Here is a 21831-nt window from a genome sequence, read left to right as displayed (position 1 = left end):
AATCCAGTTTCATCTTGGGCGCGTGTCGGCACAAGAGAGATGCGCTGAGTTTAATTTTCCAAATTACCGTTTTGTTCCTTTTCCAGCTTGCTTCCGGACGCATCTTGTCTGTGTCTAAATTGCGCCTTCGGCGCGCAGCTGTGAAATCGCTTTATCGTCGTACTTGAGTACCTGTTTGAGAATTTCATCGGTGTGCTCTCCCAGCAAGGGGGACGACCACACCTCGACGGGAGAGTCGGAAAGATTAATCGGGCAGCCCACGTTTTTAAACACGCCGCGCTGTGGGTGCTTAACATCAACCATGATTCCGCGTTCCTGCAATGATTTATCTTCAATCAGGTCCTTCATGCTGAGTATCGGCCCGCACGGTACGTCGATCTCGTTCAACATACGCATGACTTCAAATTTGGTGTATTTAAGCGACCAACCCTCGATATTCTTCCACATTTCATCCTGGTGCTTGCGGCGTTCACCGATCTTGGCAAACTTGGGATCGGTGAGCATGTCTTCGCGCCCGATCAGCTTCATAAACGGTTCCCAAATAGCCTCTTGTGCGATGACATAGATATAATCATTCTGGCCGCCCGGCTTGCACCGCAAACCATGCCCAAGCTGGCCTCCGCCGGAGGCGTTTCCCGATCGCGGAACTTCATCGCTGAAAGTTTTGTTCGGGTATTCCGTCAATGGTCCGTGCTTGAGGCGTTGCTGGTCACGCATTTTGACACGGCACAAATTCAGCACCGCGTCCTGCATGGCAACCTCGACCCGTTGGCCCCTGCCGGTGACGGTGCGCTGAAACAGCGCCGCGAGTATTCCCGCCAAGGCATGAACGCCGGTTCCTGAGTCGCCGATTTGCGCGCCGGTGCTGGTCGGCGGTCCGTCCGGCCATCCGGTGGTGCTCATGGCGCCGCCCATGGCCTGCGCGGCGGTTTCGTAGGCCTTACAGTCGGCGTAGGGACCGGGCCCGAATCCTTTGATGGAGGCGTAGATCACCCGCGGATTGATCTGCCGGATTTTTTCCCAGGTAAATCCTTGTCGATCCAGCGCGCCGGGGGCAAAATTTTCCACCAAAATGTCCGATATCTTCAGAAGTTCTTCGATAATCTTCTTACCTTTCTCGGATTTCATATTAACCGTGATGCTGCGTTTGTTGCAGTTCAGCATCGTGAAATAAAGGCTATCCACGTTCGGGATATCGCGTAATTGACCGCGCGTCGCATCGCCCTTCCCGGGCAGCTCAACCTTGATAACGTCGGCGCCAAACCACCCCAAAATTTGAGTACAGGAAGGACCTGCCTGTACATGGCTCATGTCCAGCACTCGAACACCGTCCAATGCTTTTGCCATCGTAGACCTCGTTAACTAGTAGTGTGAAGTATTGTCATAAGCGACAAAACAGAAACGGAGCCAGCGCGGCTCCGTTTCTGCAAAGTTTCGCATTACTTGTACATCGTCTGGTTCTTGGTACCCGGCGCCCAGACGTCGATATCGACCCAGATGTTGACCAGTGCCGGCTTGCCGCCGGCAACCGCCGCGCGCGCGCGATCCAGCGCCGGACGGATCTGCTTTGGATCGCGAACCTCTTCCCCATGACCGCCCAGCATCTTGGCGAATTCACCGTAGGGGACGTCGCCGAGCATATTGCCGACATTGCCGCGCTCCTTGCCGTACTTCATGATTTGGCCGCAGCGTATCTGGTTCATGGCGGAGTTGTTGCCGACAACGCCCAGGAACGGCAGGTTGAACCGCACGCAGGTTTCAAAATCCCATCCGGTGAGCGAGAACGCTCCATCCCCGAAGTAACACAACACTTCCTTTTTCGGGTGCGCGAATTTGGCAGCCATGGCGAACGGCACGCCGACGCCGAGGGTTCCGAGCGGGCCGGGATCCATCCAGTGCCCCGGCGAACGCGGCTGCACGGCTTGCGCGGTAATCGTGACCACGTCGCCGCCGTCGCCGATATAGATGGTGTCTTCGGTCAGAAACTCGTTCAGTTCCCAGGCGACCCGGTAGGGATTGATCGGCGTCGACTCCGATCTGAACTCGGGCTCCAATTTCTCATAGGCCTTCTTCTCCGCGGCATGCAACTCGTCGATCCACGCCTGGCGTTTCTTGGCACCGTTGTCGCTGCGGCCGGTGGCTGCTGCCGTCACTGACTTGAGTATCATCCCGACGTCGCCCACGATTCCGAGGGAAACGTCGCGATTTTTTCCGACGGTACGGTAATCCATGTCGATCTGCACCACGGTCTCGGCACGCAGGCGTTTGCCGTATCCCATGCGGAAGTCGAACGGGGTACCCACGATCACGATAACGTCGGCCTTTTCAAACGCATAACTGCGCGTCCGGTGGAGGTGGTGCGGGTCTCCCGGCGGCAGCGTTCCACGACCGGCGCCGTTCATGTAGGCCGGGATATTCAGCTTGCGCACAAACTCCTTGGCGGCATCGTACGCCTTACACGTGGCGACCTGGGTACCGAGCAGTACGCACGGACGTTGCGATTTCACCAGAATGTCGGCGAGCTTCTGAATATCATCGGGGTCGCCGAGACTGCGTGTCGATGCCCGATAATGTCCCGCCTGCGGAAACCTGACTTTGGTCACATCAACCTTGGTATCGAGCACATCGCGCGGAATCTCGAGGAATGACGGTCCCGGCGCGCCGTGATAGCACTCGCGAAACGCCATGCTGATCATGTCGGGGATGCGCTCGGTCGTTTGCACCTGCGATGCGAACTTGGTGATCGGCCTCATCATGTCAACATGCGGCAGATTTTGCAGCCCACCCATCATGTGCTGGGACAGCGCGCTTTGACCGCCGATCAACAGGAACGGACTTTCGGCGCGCAGCGCGTTGGCCACTCCCGTTACCGCGTCGGTCGTGCCCGGGCCGGCGGTGACCACGGCGCAACCGGGTTTCCCGGTCATGCGCGCATAACCATCGGCCGCATGGGCCGCGACTTGTTCGTGCCTGACATCGATGATCTTGATCCCCTCGTCCAGACAGCCATCGTAGATATCGATGATGTGTCCGCCACATAGGGTGAAGATCACATCGATGCCTTCCGCCTTGAGCGCTTTGGCGACAAGGTGTCCGCCGGATATTTTTTCAACGGAAGCTTCGGTCTTACCCTCATCTTTAGCTGCTTTGGGTTCTATCGCTACTTGTGCCATGTTATCGCTCCTTCTACCAAAAGACTGATAGTTAATCGTTTAGATTGAGTTCGTCGTCATGATTGCCGTCAGTTAACTGATTTCGTCGTACATATTTTTTTCCACATGGGCCGCAAGATCCAGCGTGTGCTGGCGTACCAGTTTCTCCGCCAATCCGGTGTCGCGCTTTTCGAGCGCTTCTATGATATGCATGTGGTCAATAATGGATTTTTCCACGCGGTTGTCTTGCGAAATCGTGCGTTGGCGGATCGAACGCATATGGGTAAACAGATTTTCCGTCATCTCGTTCAGCAAGTCGCAGTGACTCATGTTGATGATGGATTGATGGAATTGAATGTTAGTATCCGAATACTCGTCAATCTTGGCGCGCACTTCGTTGCTGTCAAACGCCGCAAACATCTTGCGCAGACCGGATATCTCCTCGTCGGTAGCATGCAAGGTAATCAACCGTGCGGCCATGCTTTCCAGTGCGGCCCATACCATGATCATCTCCAGAATTTCCCGCTTGGTCTTGCGTACGACAAACGTGCCTCTCCGTTGCTGGATTCGTACAAATCCCTCTTGCTCCAAACGCGCCAAGGCTTCCCGAATCGGAGTCCGGCTTACTCCCAGATCCTTTGATAATTGATGCTCGTCCAGGCGATGCTCTCTGTCATGTCCTTGAATGATCATCGACGTAATGGCCAGTTTTAAGGAGTCGTAGATTTTGTCTTTTAAGCTGAAATTGCTCTCAATGGGCTGAACCACTAGCTTCGGCGTTGACACGGGTTATTACTCCTGATTGCGTACCGCTTGATTTGCAAGTGTTAACTGCTTATTAGTTTGAAAGCAGTTTTTTTGAGGCTATGTTAGTCAGGTTGAAAAAATACAAAATACAATATACCAACCGCTATTGTTGAATACAACTCTACCCTGCATTAACTGAAAAGCATTCCCGACCTTGAATCAGCCATTGGGTAGTATGTTGCAGTAAGTTGCTCAACAATTGCATAACGATTGAGAAGCTCATGTTCTACGGTCTTGAACCCAGCCGGGTGAGTCCCACGGCACAAAACTTGAAGCCTGGAATTTTCCCGATCGGGTCGATGGCCGGGTTGGTCAGCACATTGGCGGCCGCTTCTCGGAAGTGCATGGGTATGAATACCGAGCCTTGGTTGGTGCGGTCATGCACCCGAACTTTCAGTGTAATTTCGCCCCGCCGGGATTTGACCTTTACCCAGTCGCCCTCGCTCAATCCAAGCACCTTGGCATCGAGAGGATGCACCTCAACAAACGCCTCGGGTTCGATGGTGTCAAGGGCTCGTGAACGCCGGGTCATGCTTCCGGTATGCCAGTGTTCCAGGACACGACCGGTGTTGAGCACATACGGGTATTCATTACTGGGCAGCTCATCCGGTTCGGTTACCTGTGCAGGAACCAACTTGGCTTTGCCTGAAGGGAACGTATCTCCGAATACGATCTTTTCTCCCTGCGAGGTCTTGGGATCGGCACACGGATACCATTTGCCGAAGGCGCCGAGGTTCTGGTAATTCAGTGTTTTGTATTCGTTAGTGCAGGCGGCAAACTCGTCGAATACCTGCTCCACCGAGTCGTACTTCATCTGGAAACCCATGCGATTGCTGATTTCGCAGATGAGTTCCCAGTCCTGGCGCGCCTCGCCGGGTGGTTGCAAGGCGGGGCGCCCGATCTGCACGCGCCGATCGGTGTTGGTGTAGGTACCGGTCTTTTCCATGAACGAACTGGCCGGCAGGATCACATCCGCGAACTCCGCCGTTTCCGTGAAGAAGATGTCCTGCACCACGAGGAATTCCAAAGCCGATAAGGCTTTGCGAACCTTGTTGATATCGGGATCGGACAAAAACGGGTTTTCCCCCATCATGTACATACCCTTGACCGATCCTTTCAGCGCCGCATGCATGATCTCGGTGACGGTTAAACCGACCTGGGGAGACAATTTTACCCCCCAGTATTTCTCGAACTTCTCCTGAATCCTGGGATCCTTCACGCTTTGATAATCCGGATACACCATGGGAATCAAACCGGAATCCGACGCGCCCTGCACGTTGTTCTGGCCGCGCAATGGGTGTAAACCGGTGCCAGGTCGTCCGACATTACCGGTGATCATCGCCAAGGCGATCAAACACCGGGCGTTGTCGGTTCCGAATGTTTGCTGACTGATGCCCATGCCCCAGAAAATCATGGCGGCCTTGGCGGAACCGAACAGGCGTCCGGCACGAATGATATCTGCCGCGGATAGCCCGGTAAGCTTGGCCACCTGATCGGGGGTATATTCAGCGACCACTTTTTTGAGCGCGTCAAAACCCTCCACGCGCTTCGCAATAAAATCACGGTCGATCAAGTTCTCGGTGATCATCACGTGCATCATGCCGTTATACAGCGCCACATCGCTGCCCGGTTTCGGCCGCAAATACATTTCGGCGAAATCGGCGATTTGCGGCCGGCGCGGATTGATCACGATCAACTTGGTGCCCTTGGTGGCCGCGTCCTTCATAAACGTCGCCGCCACCGGGTGGTTTTCGGTGGGATTACAGCCAGTAACGATCGCCACCTCGGCATTCTCGATATCACGCACGACATTGGTTACGGCTCCGGACCCGATGCCTTCCAGGAGGGCGGCGACGGACGAGGCATGACAGAGCCGCGTGCAATGATCGACGTTATTTGTGCCAAACACCACGCGCACCAACTTCTGGAAAAGATACGCTTCTTCGTTCGAGCCCTTGGCCGAGCCAAAGCCGGCCAGCGCGCCGCCGCCGTGGGTGTCGCGAATTTGCTTCAACCGGCTGGCCGCGAGATCGAGTGCCTCATCCCAACCGGCTTCGCGAAAGTGTGGCATTAATTCGTTGTAATCCACGCGTCCGCCGGGCTTACGCGCTCCGGTGCTGTCTTTAGCCGCAGACGAAAGCGGGCCCTTGGGGTAACTGCCGGCCTTGCGTATGAGCGGCTGCGTTAATCGCTGCTCGTGCATGGCGTAATCAAATCCATACCGGCCTTTGACGCACAGGCGCTCGGCATTCGGCGCCCCGTCGCGTCCACGGGTATAGAGAATCCGGTTTTTATCCTCGTCGACCACGAACGTGAGGGCGCACCCCACGCCACAATAAGGACACAGTGAATCGACTTCCTTTACCTTCGCCGGCCTGACCGCGGTGGCAGAACCGCTGTCTTGCGCTTTGATGTCATTCAGAAAAAAGGCCTTCATGGTTCACCTCACTTGCATTTCCGCGAAGACGGATTTATTGGTCAGCGCGCCGGTGGGACACACCGCCATGCATTCGCCGCAGGCAACGCAGGTACTTTCGCCCATGGGATTGTTCAAATCAAACGCAATACGCGCGGTATACCCTTTCCCGGTGCGGGTGATCACGTCGTTGTGCTGCAGCTCATCACAACCGCGAATACATTTATCGCACAAAATACAGGCCTGATGGTCGACGGCAATCACGGGCGACGACATATCGGTGCCGCGCGGCATCCCCGTGGCGCCGTCCGCGAAGGGGATATCCTGGATCGCGTATTTTTTTGCGAGCGCGAGTAATTGATCGTTACTCGTACTCATTTCACGCGCGCTGTATTCAGGGTAATCGGACAACAGCAGGCTGGTCAGCATCTTGCGGTGCTGGTCCACTTTGGCGGAGCTTGCCTCGACCTTCATGCCTTCCTCGCACGGGCGCACACACGAGGCCGCCATGGTGCGCTGACCGATATCGACCACGCACATACGGCATACTCCCACCGGACGCATACGCGGGCTGTGGCACAATACCGGAATGTCGATACCGAGCCGGCGCGCCGCGTCCCAGATGGAAGTTCCCTCGGGCACCTGGACCGGCTTGCCGTCAATCGTCAGGTTGATTAATTTTCTGTCGTCATCCGCCATTACTTCCTCCGTCCGGAGCCTTCCAATTTCGGTAAAACGTCATCCGGGAAATAACTGATTACACTCATGAGTGGCGCCATGGCAACCTGGCCCAAGCCGCAGATTGACGTTTGTGCGAGCGTGGCATTCAAATCCTCGAGCAAATGTACCAGTCGGGGCGCCGGTTTGCCCGCCAGCGCGGCCTCCACCAGATCCACGGCCTTGTGGCTACCGACGCGGCACGGCACGCATTTGCCGCACGATTCGTTACGAAAAAATTTGACTTCGCTGATGGCCAGTTCGAGCACGTCGCGTCCTTCGGCCATAAACACCATGGCGCCCGTACCGAGACTGCTCCCCGCCTCCTGCATGGCCTTAAAATCCAGCGCGGTTTGGCGTTTGGACGCCGGTAAAAAGTTGGTCGAGGCGCCGCCCGGCGAAAAGGCGTGCAAGCCCTTGGCTTCCGGAATTCCACCGCAGAGAGTCAGCAATTCATCCACCGTCGTGCCCCACGGGACGCAATACACACCCGGTTTGGCGACATCGCCGGACACGCACATGTATTTCAACCCCTTGTAATTCCCTTTGCCCTGCGCCGCCCACCAGCTGGCGCCACGTTCGAGGATGATGGGGATGGCGGAAAAAGTTTCGACGTTGTTCATCAACGTTGGCTTGCCCCAAAGACCGTGATTAGTGGGAAAAGGCGGCTTATTCCGTGGCTCGCCGCGCTTGTCTTCGAGCGCTTCCAGCAGGGCGGTCTCTTCGCCCATGATGTAACCGCCGGGGGAAACGAATATTTGCAAATCAAAATCGACTTCGGACCCAAAAATTTTCTTGCCCAGCGCGCCGGCGCCACGGGCTTTTTCAATCGCCGCCTGCAGCGCCTGTTTTTCCTTCGCATACTCGTGCCGGATATAGACGATCCCTTCCTCGGCGCCGATCATCCAGCCACCCAGAATCATGGCTTCAATCAGAAGATGCGGCAACTCTTCCAGGATAACCCGGTCCTTGAAGGTACCGGGCTCGCTTTCATCCGCGTTACATATGACGTATTTCGGCGTACCGGGTGCCTGGCGGGTGAATTCCCATTTCATTCCGGTGGGAAATGCGGCTCCGCCCAGTCCACGCAAGTCTGCTGCTTTCAGGATCTTGATCACTTCATCCCGCTGACGGTCATCGCCTGGTCTGAGAAATTTCTTTAATACCCCGTAGTGTTCTTTTTCATTCGTGTAGGGATCGGTCGGCCAGCGGCGCGGAGTGGGTGTGGGTGCATGGGCGGGAAGCGGTTTTTTGCCGGTCGCATACGCGACAATATTTTCCACCGAACCGGTGACGGGCACTTCATTAATCGTGGCGGCCGGCGCCGTGTCGCATCTGCCTACGCAGGAAACCTCCTCGATTTCCACGCCGGGTTCGCCGGTCAATGCCGATTTTACTTTTCGGCAGAATTGCGGACCGCCCTTCATCAGGCAAACTATGTCGCGGCACACCTGGACATGCGTCTTACTTCCGGGCGTCCGTCGAAACACCGGGTAGAATCCGCGCAAACCTTCCAGCCGGTGGAGCGGAATACCCTCCGATTTCGACAAATCACGCAACATGGAGTCGGTAACGACGCCGTGCTGCTCCTGCAAATGCATCATTTTTGCCAGCAACTTCATGTTCGCTTCCAGAATCAGGGATTAAAGCCGTGATTGATCAATTAATGCATGCGCCTCGGTGATCAGGGCGCTTCCAATTCTCGATTCCAAAACACTAGGGCTCATCGTATGAGGTATACAATATACTTGCAAGATTTCTGTAAGGAACAATGTATGGAGCGTCAGAATTTTATTGTTTAGAAAAGATTGGAAACGCAAGAAAAGCCATGACAAGGTGGCGATTAATGACGACGTACCTTGGGATCGCTTTGCCTGGTAAGCAATCCCTCTGCTTTATGTTGACACTGAAAAAATTACCCGGCGACAGATTTGACTACATTGATTTCCTGCTTCCCGGAGGATCGCGTCACTACCCCATGGTCCGTTGATCGCGACACGTTAGTCACCATGCAACTTGACCAGGGTCCGGCCGCGTATTCGGCCTTTTAATATGGTATCAAATACTCCCGGCAGTTCATCAAGCGATACGGTTTTGGTTACAATTTTGTCCAGATGGCGCGGGCGGAGGTCAGTCGCCAGACGTTCCCAGAGTTTGCGGCGCAAGGGCATGGGGCACCCGGCGGAATTGATACCCAGCAGGCTGATACCCCGAAGGATGAAAGGCATCACGGTGGTGTGCAATTCATGCCCCCCCGCCAAACCGACCGCGGCAATACTCCCCCAAGGCTCGATGGTGCGGGTAAGCCATGCCAGCATATCACCACCCACATTGTCGACCGCGCCACCCCAAAGGGCTTTTTCCAGTGGCCGAGAACCATAATCGATTTTTTTTCGATCCAGGATTTCATGGGCGCCCAGCCCTTTGAGGTAATCGTGCTCCGATTCCTTGCCGGTCACGGCGGTGACCCGGTATCCCAACTTTGAAAGGATATCGATGGCAACGCTCCCGACTCCGCCGGTGGCGCCGGTTACTACGACGGGGCCGTTTTCCGGTTTCAGTCCATTGATCTCCAGGCGATGCACACACAATGCAGCGGTGAATCCCGCGGTACCCAGCGACATGACGTCGCGCAAAGTCAGGCCCTGAGGCAGTGGCACCACCCAATCAGCGGGGAGGCGGGCGTATTCAGCATAACCGCCATCGTGCTCTTCGCCGAAACCGCATCCGGTAACCAATACCGCGTCCCCCGTTTTGTAGCGGGTGTCGCTCGAAGAAACCACTTTCCCGGCCACATCCACGCCCGCGACCATCGGAAACCGCCGCAATATTTTTCCGGCACCGGTTGCGCCAAGCGCATCTTTATAATTCACGCTGGAATAGCCCGTGCGGATCACCACTTCGCCCGGAGACAGCGACTCCAAATCCAGCACTTCTAGACGACCCTGGATTTTGCCGTTTTCATTGTAAACGCGGAATGCCTTAAATTTTTCCATAACAGCGAACCATCCTCATTATTATCCACGGATAGTAAAACCTTTTTAGAATATGCGCATCCTTTCACCGGTCGGTTTAAGAAACATTTTGCATAATCCGAAAATCGGGATATCGCCGAGGCGGTAACGTGTCAAACACGGGACATTATTGACCAAGATCAATGCCAAATACGTGAAATTGAACATAAACATCTAGTGATGTCCGGGCAGAAATGATATTTTTCGTGCCTAAAAATTTAACGATTGCTGCTAAACCGATATGGTGTTCATCGGCACACACGCAGACAGATCCGGGGAAACCGGTCAAATCATGATTACTTTGCTGTTCAAGTTAATTTTCTCACGCACATGTAAAGCATAAAGGATCACACATGCCACATTGGATTCGCTTCGAGCACGCGGGAAAAGCCCGTTTTGGCACATTGCAGAACGGAATGATCAAGGTTCACGAAGGCAACATGTTTGACATGCCAACCGCCACGCGGGAAATACTCCCGCTGGATGCGATAACGGTCTTGACTCCCACGCAAGCAACCAAAATGGTGGCGATGTGGAACAATTTTCATGCCTTGGCCGCGAAATTGGGTTTGTCGGCGCCACCAGAGCCGCTTTACCTCATCAAGACCCCGAATTCCTATCTGGCCAGCGGTCAATTGATTAAATCGTCTCCTTCGTACACGGGTAAAGTCACGTTTGAAGGCGAATTGGGGATAGTAATAGGCAAACACTGCAAAGCCGTGTCAGTGGCCGACGCGGATAAATATATATTCGGCTATACCTGCGTCAATGATGTGACATGCGCAGAGTTGATTTACAAGGATTCGACATTCCAGCAATGGACGCGCGCCAAGAATTTCGACACCTTTGGCGTGTTCGGACCGGTAATCGCCACGGGATTGAACCCCGCCGAGCTGACGGTCAAGTCGATCTTGAACGGACAAGAACGGCAAAACTACCCGATTAGCGACATGATCCGTTCGGCACAAGAACTGGTAAGCATCATTTCACAGGATTTTTCATTTTCCCCGGGCGATGTCATCGCATGCGGTACCTCCGTTGGTGTTGGCTCGATGAAACCGGGCAGCAAAATCGAGATCGTCATTGATGGAATCGGTACCCTGAGCAACGAATTCAAATAGCCGACGTTTTGCGCGATTTCATCACGGATGCTTAAAGTGATGTGCGGACGTTTTCAGAGAAAAAACTGCTTATTGCAGGTAAATGTTACATCAAGACATGATTCGTTTCTGAGGAGCAAGGCTCATGAAAATATGTATTATTGGTGCCGGTGCGATTGGCGGATATTTAGCAGTAAAACTGGCGTTGGCAGGAGAACATGTCACCGTAATTGATCATGGGCCCAAGGTGGATGTAATTCGAAAAAACGGCCTGAAATTAATGATGCATGACGGCCGTGAACATGCCGCAAGGAATGTCAAAGCTACCGGCAATATGAAGGAAGTCGGCGCGCAAGACATCGTCATACTTGCCGTAAAGGCGCATCAAGTCGAGTCGGCGACCAAGGAAATACAGGCATTGTTCGGGCCAGACACAGTCGTTGTAACAACACAGAATGGCATACCATGGTGGTACTTCTACAAACACGGTGGTGAATTCGAGGGACGTCGTGTAGAAATGGTCGATCCGAACGGTGCCACGGCAAATCACCTCGATGTCAATCGCGTTATCGGATGCGTGGTATATCCCGCCGCTGAAGTGGTTCAGCCCGGTGTAATACGACATATTGAGGGTGATCGCTTCCCGGTCGGGGAACTGGACGGCACCGAGACAGCGCGCGTCAAAAAAGTCTCCGAAGCTTTTATTAAGGCCGGTTTCAAGTCACCGATCCTGCCCAATGTTCGTTCGGAGATCTGGCTGAAATTATGGGGGAATCTGACTTTTAACCCCATCAGCGCGCTGACACACGCCACCCTGGTCGATATCTGCCAGTTTCCTCTGACGCGAAATCTCGCGGCGATGATGATGACGGAATCGCAAACGATCGCGAACAAACTCGGTATCGAATTCCGCGTGCCGCTGGAGAAGCGCATCGCCGGTGCGGAAAAAGTCGGTAAACACAAAACCTCGATGTTGCAGGACGTCGAGGCCGGTCGCGGCATTGAAATCGACGCCTTGATCGGATCTGTCGTCGAGTTGGGGAAACTCACCCAAACGCCGACTCCGCACATTGACACGGTGTACGCCGTCGTCAGCCTATTGGCAAAAACCCTCACGGACGAAGGCGCGCGGCTTAAGGCGGAAAAACTCCCCGCTGGGTAAAATTAATATTCACGCTTGCGTGAAACAACGGTTAATCATTCCGGGATAAGGCAGGTTGCTCTCCTGCCACGGGTCATGACTGAGATTTAGTTAGCAGACCAATGAAGAGAGATTGATCTTGTATATGGTATACCGAATACCATAGAATCTCCGATCGGCATGGCCATAAGAGAATGCCGATTTTTAGTGCCAAATCTGCAGCAAACACAAATGAACGTCTGCCGGTTTGTCGCGCATCAATGACTTTATTTTAAAGAAGCTTCGGTTTTTTAGTCCCGGCCAGTTATTAGTAATGGGTATTCCTTATTTTTGTCCTGACGAAAGGATAATCATGAAGATCCATGAGTACCAGGCAAAGGAAATTTTAAGAAAGTACGGCGTGGCGACGCCGCGTGGCGTGCCCTGCTTTTCCGTCGAGGAAGCGGTAACGGCGGCAAAAGAATTAGGCGGGAAAGTCTGGGTCGTCAAGGCACAGATACACGCGGGCGGGCGTGGAAAAGGCGGGGGCGTGAAACTGGCCAAGTCACTTGACGAGGTCAAAAAATTCGCCGGCGCCATTCTCGGCATGAATCTCGTGACACATCAGACAGGGCCGGAAGGCCGTATAGTAAAACGCTTGCTGATCGAGGAAGGGGCGGATATCCAGTCCGAGTTATATGTCGGTATGGTCGTGGACCGTGGCAGCCAGCGTGTTGCCTTGATGGCGAGTTCCGAAGGTGGAACCGAGATCGAGGTAGTGGCCGCTAATACCCCAGAAAAAATCCACAAGATTTTCGTCAATCCAGACACCGGGTTGACCGATTCGGAAGCGAAAGACATCGCGGGAAAGATCGGCATTCCCGCGGCGGCCATGGAAGAGGCAAAGAAATTCCTTCAAGGTTTGTATAATGCCTTTGTTGAAACGGATGCCTCGCTGGCCGAGATCAATCCCCTGATCCTCACACGCGATCAGCGCGTCCTCGCGTTGGACGCCAAGATCAACTTTGACAGCAATGCCTTGTATCGGCATCCGGATATTCAGTCTCTGAGAGACCTTGACGAAGAAGACGAGGCTGAAATTGAAGCATCGAAGCACGATCTCAGTTATATCTCCCTGGATGGAAATATCGCCTGTCTGGTCAATGGCGCCGGATTGGCCATGGCGACCATGGATATCATCAAGCTCTATGGCGGTTCCCCGGCTAACTTTCTCGACGTCGGCGGCGGCGCGAGCACGGAGAAAGTAACGGAAGCGTTCAAGATCATGCTGAAGAATTCAAAAGTAAAGGCCATCCTGGTAAACATATTCGGGGGCATCATGAAATGCGACGTCATTGCACAAGGGGTGGTGACGGCAGCGAAGCAAACCAGTCTCCCGGTTCCGTTGATTGTGCGTCTGGAAGGAACAAACGTGGAAATCGGGAAAAAAATACTTGCCGAATCGGGCCTTCCGATTATCTCGGCTAACAACATGGCCGACGCCGCGGAAAAAGCGGTGAAAGCGGTGAAAGCGGCTGGAAGGTGAGCATGTCGATACTGGTCAATAAAAACACCAAAGTGATCACCCAGGGTATTACCGGCAAAACCGGCATGTTTCACACCCAGAATTGCGTCAACTATGCCTTCGGCAAACAAGCTTTTGTCGCCGGCGTCACTCCCAAGAAAGGCGGTCAGAATTTCGAAGGGATACCCATTTTCAATACCGTCGCTGAAGCCAGGAAGGAAACCGGCGCCACTTGCTCGGTAATCTACGTTCCACCGGGTTTTGCCGCGGCGGCCATCGATGAAGCTGTTGAGGCCGGTATTGAATTCATTGTGTGCATTACCGAAGGAATTCCGGTTCTGGATATGGTCCGCTCCAAGCACAAAATGAAAAAGAAAGAGACATTATTGCTGGGACCGAATTGTCCCGGCATCATCACACCCGACGAGATCAAGATCGGCATCATGCCCGGACACATTCACAAGCAGGGACCTGTTGGCGTGGTGTCCCGTTCCGGCACGCTGACCTATGAAGCAGTCGGACAACTCATGGAGCTGGGCCTGGGTCAAACCACTTGCGTCGGTATCGGCGGAGACCCGGTGAACGGGTTAAAACACATCGATGTGATGAAATTGTTCAATGACGATCCGCAAACCGAGGCAGTGATAATGGTGGGAGAAATCGGTGGCAGCGACGAGGAGGATTGCGCGCACTGGGTTAAGGACAACATGAAAAAACCGGTTGTCGGCTTTATCGCCGGCGTGACGGCACCGCCGGGCAAACGCATGGGTCATGCGGGCGCCATTATCTCGGGCGGCAAGGGCACGGCTACGGAAAAACTTTCGGTGATGGAGGAGTGCGGGATTAAAATCACCCGAAACCCCGCGGAGATGGGAAAACAGCTCAAGTCGGTACTGAAATAAAATAGTTTATCCGGGGATGGGGGACTGCGCGTTTATCCGCGGCAACACTATTGGGGTGTGAATTACATCCTCGCCGAAGGGAAAAATTTCCCATCCCTCATTATTTTCAATTTATTTTCAACTTGCTTGACACCCGCGACCTTTGCGGTTGTTTCCCCCGTCGCGCGCTTTTCTTCTTCGCTGAGAACGATTCCCTGCAGAACAATCTTTCCATCATCCACGTTGATTGTTATTTCGACTTCGGCAGTTGCCGGATTGCTTTGCAGTGCCGAACGAATGTGATATTCGAGAGTGAGAATTTCCAGTTGTGCGCGTGATGCCGCCGTCTCCTGAAATTCCGGCTGCTTTGCGAGCAGCTTAACCTGCTCGATGCAGCTTGCTATCGAGACCCGCTCCGTGTTCAGCACAATATCATAGAGCAGCGGGTCACCCCAGGTAACGCCAAACTGATGCTGCATATTCGCGACATGCGCCGCGTCGCTGCGCCTGATTTCTTCCCGGGCGAATTCCTCGTCCGTATCCAGACGTTCCATCAATAATTTTACCCGTCGTTCGACGGGCGCGCAGACTCGCACACAGACGACATGGGGAATCCGGCGCAACAGATAAGTAGCGCCCCAGCCGCGGATCAGCACATTGCCTTTGGCCGCCAAATCGAGAATTTCCTCGGCTTTATATATTGCCAGACTGCCTTCATCCGTGCTCCAACGCTCCAGCATGCCCGCTTTTCCTTCCAGGAATCGTCGAACCGTGCTTTTTCGCGCGTGCATTTTTTCCGCGACGTAATCAACAACTTCATGATGAACCATGGACAAACCGAGCTGCGCCGCCAGCTCTTCCGCCACGAACATCCCTTGCGAGCCCATCTCATGATTCATTGCGATGACCGGCATAACAGTTCCTCCCGATTACGGATGTCCCCGTGGTTATTCCGCCACTCCTGCACGGCGTTTGACGAAGAGCTTCGCGATGAGCGGCCAGAACAGCATAAACAAAGCGAGGCCGACAATTCCTCCGACCAATCCATTTTCCCAGAAAATGGATAAATCGCCCTGCGACATCAGCATGGACTGACGGAAGGAGCTTTCGGCGAGATCGCCCAGCACGAGCGCTAGCACCAGCGGCGCGAGAGGATAATTCAGTTTCTTGAAGGCATACCCCACGACGCCGAAAACCAGCATGATGGCGACATCGAGTAACGCATTATGTACGGTATAGGCGCCCACAGCGCAGATCACCACAATAATCGGCGCTATGATGCTGAAGGGGACGCGCAGAATGGCGGCCCACCAAGGCACCGTGGTCAGGACCACGATCAGTCCCACGATGTTGCCCAGATACATACTGGCAATCAAACCCCAGACAAAATCCTTTTGCTCGACGAACAAAAGCGGTCCGGGTTGCAACCCCCAAATAAGCAACCCGCCGAGCAGCACGGCTGCCGTGGGTGAACCCGGAATCCCCAGGGTCAGCATGGGCAACAGCGCGCTGGTACCGGCGGCATGCGCGGCGGTTTCCGGGGCCACCACTCCTTCCATTTGACCGGTGCCGAATTTTTCACCATCCTTTGAAAACCGTTTCGCAATGCCGTAGCTCATGAACGAAGCCGGGGTCGCGCCTCCCGGGGTGATCCCCATCCAGCAGCCGATCACCGTGCCGCGGATTGCTGTGAGCCAATATTTCGGTAACTGCGCCCAAGTCTGGAAAACCACCCGGGGATTGATCTTGGCGCGCACTCCCTTGAATTCCAGGCCCTCCTCCATTGTCAGCAGAATTTCTCCGATGCCGAACAATCCGATAACGGCGATCAGGAAATCGAAGCCGCGCAACAATTCACCCGTGCCAAAAGTCATGCGTAGCGTTCCGGTTACCGTATCCAGTCCAACCGCCGCCAGCGCAAATCCGAGCATCATGGCCGCAATGGTCTTGGGCGGTGATCCGCGGCCCAAACCGACGAAACTGCAAAAAGTAAGCAGTTGCACGGCGAAAAATTCCGGTGGTCCGAATTGCAAGGCGAACTTCGCCACCAAGGGTGCCAAGAATGTGATTACGACGACTGCGATCAGCGCGCCGACGAAAGATGAAGTGAACGCGGTTGTCAGCGCCTCGCCTGCCCGGCCCTGCTGGGCCATGGGATGGCCGTCAAAAGTGGTAGCCACCGACCAGGGTTCGCCTGGAATATTAAATAGTATCGACGTAATCGCGCCGCCGAACAGCGCCCCCCAGTAGATGCACGACAACATGATGATGGCGGAAGTGGGAGACATGGAGAAAGTGAGCGGTAACAAAATGGCAACGCCGTTTGCGCCACCCAACCCGGGTAGCACACCGATCAGCACCCCCAATATAATTCCAACAAACATAAACATCACATTCTGCAATGTCAGGGCCACGGCGAAACCGTGCATTAAGTTATTAATCTCTTCCACTGCATTGTTCCCCTCGTGATTGGGATGGCGCTAATATGAAACCCTAATGAAAATTATAATTACGGCACTAAAAAACTATCGCCAAACTGGGAAAAAGTGCGATGCGTTACTTGTTCTATCACGCTCATGTAACCTGTACCTGCGACGATTACCTTATCGACCGCTCACGAACAACTTGACTATTGCAGGCATTACACCGCCCCTCAATGGCTATTCTGATATTTGAAAATCAGCTTCTGCTGTCCAAACAGCCTGATTGTCAGTAACCGAACATGGCTTCAAGCGGTCCTTTGGGTAGCGGTACCAGGAACCAGATCTCGAAGAGTAAAAACATGATTGTCGGCGTCAAGAGGCTCACGGGGAGAATCTTGGATAAGCCGAATTTACCTAGCCAGCGCATGAAGATACCGATGAAGAATGCCGAGGCGACATAGATGCCGACGAAATAAATTGCGATAACAAAAGCCATGGCGGGGAAAAGCACCGACAATACCAGTTTAAATTTTCCCGGGCCGACAAACGCACTGGTATCCGGCTTTTTGCTGAAAAATGTAGTTAAGACGATCCAGGCACTGCACACACAGATGAATAAACCGATGTAGAAGGGGAAATAGCCGGCTCGCGGGCCATCCGGCGCCCAACCGATTCCTACGCGAACACTATCGACAATCACCAACAACCCAAGTAAAAAGATGATGACCCCGACAATGATTTCCGCCCATTTGGTCGAAAGCCCTCCCTTGCCCGAATTGCCGGTACTATCGTTACTGCTATCTTGCATACAAACCCCCATCGGCTCTAATTATTGATAACGCCTCGCAACCGAAGATGATTTGTACGGACGTTAGCACAGTGCAGAGCCGGGTGAGGACAGCTTGGCATCCTCACCCGGCATTACAGCAGTTAGCATTCCTGTATCAGATATTATTTCAGAAAGATCACTCCGCTTATTTTGCGAGGAACCCCGCTGCTTTCATCAGATCCTTGTGAATATCTTCCGCATCCTTCACCCAGTCGGCATATTCTTTACCGGTCATGAATGACTGATTGAACGCGCCTTTCTCCATGAAGCCCTTCCATTCGGGTGTTTCCCTGACCTTCTTGAACAGATTGACATAGTAATCAACCTGCTCCTGGGTGACCCCACCCGGCATAAAGATGCCGCGCAGCATGAGGTATTGCACATCCACGCCGGCTTCCTTACAGGTCGGAATATCATTCCATGACATGGTATCGGTCATTTTATCTTTATAGGGTATGCGTTGGCCGTCAAACACGCACAGCGGACGCAGCTTGCCGGCGCGCCAATGGGCCACCGCCTCGATCGGATTGTTCACGGTAGAATTGACGTGATTGCCGACCAACTGCACCGCCACATCGCCGCCGCCCTTAAAGGGCACATAGGTGAACTTCTTGCCAACAAATTTTTCCAGCGCCACGGTGATGATATTGTCTTCCTGCTTGGAGCCGGTCCCCGCCATTTTGAACTGATTATCCTTGCCGGCCTTGACCGCATCCAGGTAGTCCTTGGCTGTTTTATACGGCGAATCGGCATTGACCCAGAGTACAAATTCATCCAGTGCCAGCATGGCGACAGGGGTTAAATCCCTCCAATTGAAAGGAATTCCGGTTGCCAACGGGGTGGTGAACAGATTAGACAAGGTAATGATGATTTTGTGAGGGTCGCCCTTTGCTGACTTGACGTAGAGGAAACCTTCACCGCCGGCTCCACCCGATTTGTTTATTACCACCATGGATTGATTCATCAGTTTGTGCTTGATGACCACACCTTGGGTCAGCCGCGCCATTTGATCGGCGCCACCGCCGGTACCGGCCGGTATGATAAATTCGACTGTTTTTGTCGGTTCCCAAGCGGCCTGTACGGACAGCGGAAGAGCCGTCAACAACATGGATACGGCTCCAATAAATGCTCCGATCACACCTCTACCGAGTGTTGTAGCTTTATTAATCTGCATTGTGCCTCCTATCGATTGACTTGACGCTCCACTTCTGAAAACAAGCGAAATTGCCAAGGTTATTTGAGGGTCAAACTGTATGCGGTATACAATATATTTTCAAGATTAATCACACGCCCGTCGCGGCCCTCGGTAAACGCGACGGGTCAATCATGACATGTCCCCGTTTTTCGTTCCAGTATTGAAAAAAAAGCATTTTCCCACAGTAATACGCGTTGTTTCCCGTATCGGGCACTTTTATACATTCCCGCAAGGGTTGCTTCTGACTGGCGGCAAATCCCTTTCATCTAAAAGGCTTGGCAGCGGAATATTTGGAAATTAAATTTGAAATCCTTTCGGGGAAAACAGATCAGCTCCTCTGGCAGGCGTGAACATAATTAAGTTCAGGTCAATCACGCTCAAACATATATTCCATCAAGCCGGTCGAAAAAGTGAAGGGTAGCAACCTTGCCTGGCAGCCTGTTTCGTGTCGACGACATGAGTCAGGGGATGTTGGTGTAGGATTGGCCGCGCTCACTAGCTGAAATGGACGTGAATTCAATTGTTACCGTTATACCCCACGAGATTTGTCAGGTTTTTGAGAGGAACTCCACCGTATGTACCAGGCTTCAAATTCCCCGGCGGGCATGGGATGACCAATCAGATAACCCTGCGCCTCATCGCAACCATACTGGCGTAACAAATCCATCTGGGCTGCGTCATCAACGCCTTCTGCAATAACCTTGCGTTTGAGCGAGTGGGCCAAGGAAATAATAACCAGCACAATCGTCAGACTTTCGGAGCTGCCTGCCATATGGGTAATAAATGAACGATCGATTTTAAGGGCATTGACCGGCAACTGGGTAAGGTAGCTGAGAGAAGAATGTCCAGTCCCGAAGTCATCGATTGAAATATTGACACCCATATCACGTATCGCCTTGAGCTTGGAGACGTTTGCGTCAATATCCCGCATGATCAGGCTTTCGGTGATTTCCAGGTCCAGGCCACAATCGCTTTTGTCTCCATGACTTTTGACAATCGCTTCCACGATGGCGGTGAAATTTTTCTGCGCCAGTTGTAGCTGGGAAATATTGACCGCAATCCGGGGAGGTTGCGGCATCCGTGAGCGCCACTCCACGTATTGCGAGGCGGCGCGCTTCATGATCCACTTCCCCACGTCGATAATCAGCCCTGAAGTTTCAAGGGTGGGGATAAATTCAACCGGCGGAACCATTCCGCGGTCCGGGCTGTTCCATCGGAGCAGCGCCTCGACGCCTGATATCCTTCCGTCCGCCAGATTGACCTTGGGTTGGTAATACAACTCAAATTCTTCCCGTTCCAGGGCGCGGCGCATCATGGATTGAAGCGACAACCGGTCGCTCATCCGTGCGTTCAATTCGGCGGTAAAGAACTGGACATTGTTGCGCCCCAGATCCTTGGCGCGGCGGACGGCGGCATCGGCATTCCTCAGTAAAACCGTTGTATCTTTCGCATCATGAGGAAACAGGCTTACGCCGATACTGCAGGTAATGTCAATTTCCCGGTTTTCCAGTACCATGGGTTGGGAGACGGTACTGAGCACTTTTTCGAGTTCTTCCAGAACTTGGGGATGGAACGAGACGGCATCCATGACCCTTTGGAGCACCTTCGGAATGTAATCTTCATTGAGCAGGCCGGTCAGGATCAGCACAAATTGATCGCCGGCCAGCCGCGCCACGGTATCGGTGCTACGGACACAATTGCGGATACGCGTCGCGATGACTTTCAGCACTTCATCCCCGACCTTGTGCCCGACGCTTTCATTGACGAATTTGAAATTATCCACGTCAATCAAGGCGACTATCACAAGGTGATTCTGCCGCTGCGCCAAGGCCACCGCCTGGCACAAGCGGTCCTGTAATAAGTTGCGGTTGGGGAGCTCGGTTAACGGATCGTAATTGACCTGTTTTTCCAGCTGTTCCTCGTAGTTTTTCGTCGCAGTAATGTCATTAAAAACCGCAACCAGGTGTGTCACGTTACCATTATCATCCGGTACCGGGGAAATATTGATGGCCATCCAGAACCAGCTGTTGTCTTTTCGATACCCACGAAGCACGGCATGCCCCTCGGACTGGTCATGGAAGGCCGTCCGCACGCTGTCCAATCCGGGTTGTGTCGAATCATTTCCCCACAAAAGATCAAGACTACGATCAAGCACTTCTCCGGCGGTATAACCTGTTATCTGTTCAAAGGCGGGGTTGGCGTATTCAATCGGATACCCGGGCTTGTTGACTCCCATGATCACAATCGCGTTCACGCTGGCTTCAATGGCACGATGGTGCAATCGCAATTCCGTTCTGGCACGAACCGTTCTTTGTGAAACCAGAAATAACGCCAAAAGCCCGATTCCCGTCGCGATCAGGCTCGCGATTATGATGGACCAACTGTTGATATTTTCCATGCCGTTATCGTCAACGATTACAGCAATAATACGGGTTGACAAAGTGATATCACGGGTAATCTCTGGTTTATCTGGTTCAATCTTGATTCCGCCGAATTAACCCCGTAAGTTTTTGTAAACCGCTGATATCTTCAGTATATACAACCGGATCAGAGATCGACCTCGTTATCAACTAACGGCTGCGTTGGTTCCATGCCGCGCTCGTTTGACCGGCGCACCATTGATTCGGCGCTCCCGGCATTACAATATAGCGA

Annotated in this window: 16 protein-coding genes; 4 read left to right on the top strand and 12 right to left on the bottom strand. The window is 53.4% G+C overall.

Annotated features, from left to right (window positions below; translation table 11 throughout):
• Window positions 1-114: 114 nt before the first annotated feature.
• The 7 genes from frc to WD823_RS05505 all read right to left on the bottom strand — a co-directional run bounded on the left by frc (window position 115) and on the right by WD823_RS05505 (window position 10088).
• A complete protein-coding gene (gene frc, locus WD823_RS05535; protein ID WP_368428481.1) occupies window positions 115-1347 on the bottom strand; it encodes a formyl-CoA transferase in 1233 nt (410 codons plus the stop codon).
• A 92-nt stretch (window positions 1348-1439) separates the two neighbouring features.
• Window positions 1440-3173 (bottom strand): thiamine pyrophosphate-binding protein, encoded by a 1734-nt coding sequence (locus tag WD823_RS05530; protein WP_368428480.1) that lies wholly within the window; start codon window positions 3171-3173, stop codon window positions 1440-1442.
• A gap of 72 nt (window positions 3174-3245) precedes the next feature.
• Complete coding sequence (locus WD823_RS05525; RefSeq protein WP_368428479.1) at window positions 3246-3938, bottom strand: GntR family transcriptional regulator; 693 nt, start codon at window positions 3936-3938, stop codon at window positions 3246-3248.
• Window positions 3939-4185: 247 nt separating this feature from the next.
• Window positions 4186-6396, bottom strand: coding sequence for a formate dehydrogenase subunit alpha (gene fdhF / locus WD823_RS05520; RefSeq protein WP_368428478.1), 2211 nt, complete (start codon window positions 6394-6396; stop codon window positions 4186-4188).
• 3 nt (window positions 6397-6399) lie between these two features.
• Complete coding sequence (locus WD823_RS05515; RefSeq protein ID WP_368428477.1) at window positions 6400-7074, bottom strand: 2Fe-2S iron-sulfur cluster-binding protein; 675 nt, start codon at window positions 7072-7074, stop codon at window positions 6400-6402.
• Window positions 7074-8714, bottom strand: a complete 1641-nt coding sequence (locus tag WD823_RS05510) for an NADH-ubiquinone oxidoreductase-F iron-sulfur binding region domain-containing protein (RefSeq protein WP_368428476.1) — start codon at window positions 8712-8714, stop codon at window positions 7074-7076. The genes WD823_RS05515 and WD823_RS05510 overlap by 1 nt, the downstream gene beginning before the upstream one ends.
• A 378-nt stretch (window positions 8715-9092) precedes the next feature.
• Window positions 9093-10088, bottom strand: a complete 996-nt coding sequence (locus tag WD823_RS05505) for an oxidoreductase (RefSeq protein WP_368428475.1) — start codon at window positions 10086-10088, stop codon at window positions 9093-9095.
• A 371-nt stretch (window positions 10089-10459) separates the two neighbouring features.
• Here WD823_RS05505 and WD823_RS05500 point away from each other — a divergent pair, with 371 nt between their 5' ends.
• The 4 genes from WD823_RS05500 to sucD all read left to right on the top strand — a co-directional run bounded on the left by WD823_RS05500 (window position 10460) and on the right by sucD (window position 14753).
• On the top strand, window positions 10460-11227 hold the full coding sequence (locus WD823_RS05500; RefSeq protein WP_368428474.1) for a fumarylacetoacetate hydrolase family protein: 768 nt from the start codon (window positions 10460-10462) through the stop codon (window positions 11225-11227).
• A 124-nt stretch (window positions 11228-11351) separates the two neighbouring features.
• The gene (locus tag WD823_RS05495) at window positions 11352-12368 is read left to right on the top strand and encodes a 2-dehydropantoate 2-reductase (protein WP_368428473.1); all 1017 of its coding nucleotides are present in this window, start codon (window positions 11352-11354) and stop codon (window positions 12366-12368) included.
• A gap of 331 nt (window positions 12369-12699) precedes the next feature.
• Entirely contained in the window at window positions 12700-13872 is a 1173-nt protein-coding gene (sucC, locus tag WD823_RS05490) for an ADP-forming succinate--CoA ligase subunit beta (protein ID WP_368428472.1), read from the top strand.
• 2 nt (window positions 13873-13874) lie between these two features.
• Window positions 13875-14753, top strand: a complete 879-nt coding sequence (gene sucD / locus WD823_RS05485) for a succinate--CoA ligase subunit alpha (RefSeq protein WP_368428471.1) — start codon at window positions 13875-13877, stop codon at window positions 14751-14753.
• A gap of 62 nt (window positions 14754-14815) precedes the next feature.
• On the opposite strand, the gene WD823_RS05480 is transcribed toward sucD, so the two are convergent.
• From WD823_RS05480 to WD823_RS05460, 5 genes are all read right to left on the bottom strand, one after another.
• Window positions 14816-15646, bottom strand: a complete 831-nt coding sequence (locus tag WD823_RS05480; protein ID WP_368428470.1) for a cytidylate kinase family protein — start codon at window positions 15644-15646, stop codon at window positions 14816-14818.
• A 33-nt stretch (window positions 15647-15679) separates the two neighbouring features.
• On the bottom strand, window positions 15680-17182 hold the full coding sequence (locus WD823_RS05475; protein WP_368428469.1) for a tripartite tricarboxylate transporter permease: 1503 nt from the start codon (window positions 17180-17182) through the stop codon (window positions 15680-15682).
• 259 nt (window positions 17183-17441) lie between these two features.
• The gene (locus WD823_RS05470; RefSeq protein WP_368428468.1) at window positions 17442-17975 is read right to left on the bottom strand and encodes a tripartite tricarboxylate transporter TctB family protein; all 534 of its coding nucleotides are present in this window, start codon (window positions 17973-17975) and stop codon (window positions 17442-17444) included.
• Window positions 17976-18129: 154 nt separating this feature from the next.
• Window positions 18130-19092 carry a Bug family tripartite tricarboxylate transporter substrate binding protein gene (locus tag WD823_RS05465; RefSeq protein WP_368428543.1) on the bottom strand — a complete coding sequence of 321 codons (963 nt, stop codon included), beginning with the start codon at window positions 19090-19092 and terminating at the stop codon, window positions 18130-18132.
• A gap of 616 nt (window positions 19093-19708) precedes the next feature.
• Entirely contained in the window at window positions 19709-21577 is a 1869-nt protein-coding gene (locus tag WD823_RS05460) for a putative bifunctional diguanylate cyclase/phosphodiesterase (protein ID WP_368428467.1), read from the bottom strand.
• Window positions 21578-21831 lie beyond the last annotated feature (254 nt).

The sequence above is a fragment of the Sulfuricaulis sp. genome (genome assembly GCF_040901545.1).
Classification (GTDB): Bacteria; Pseudomonadota; Gammaproteobacteria; order Acidiferrobacterales; family Sulfurifustaceae; genus Sulfuricaulis.
Note: the sequence above shows the minus strand (reverse complement) of the source record. Positions and strands in the feature narration are given on the sequence as shown.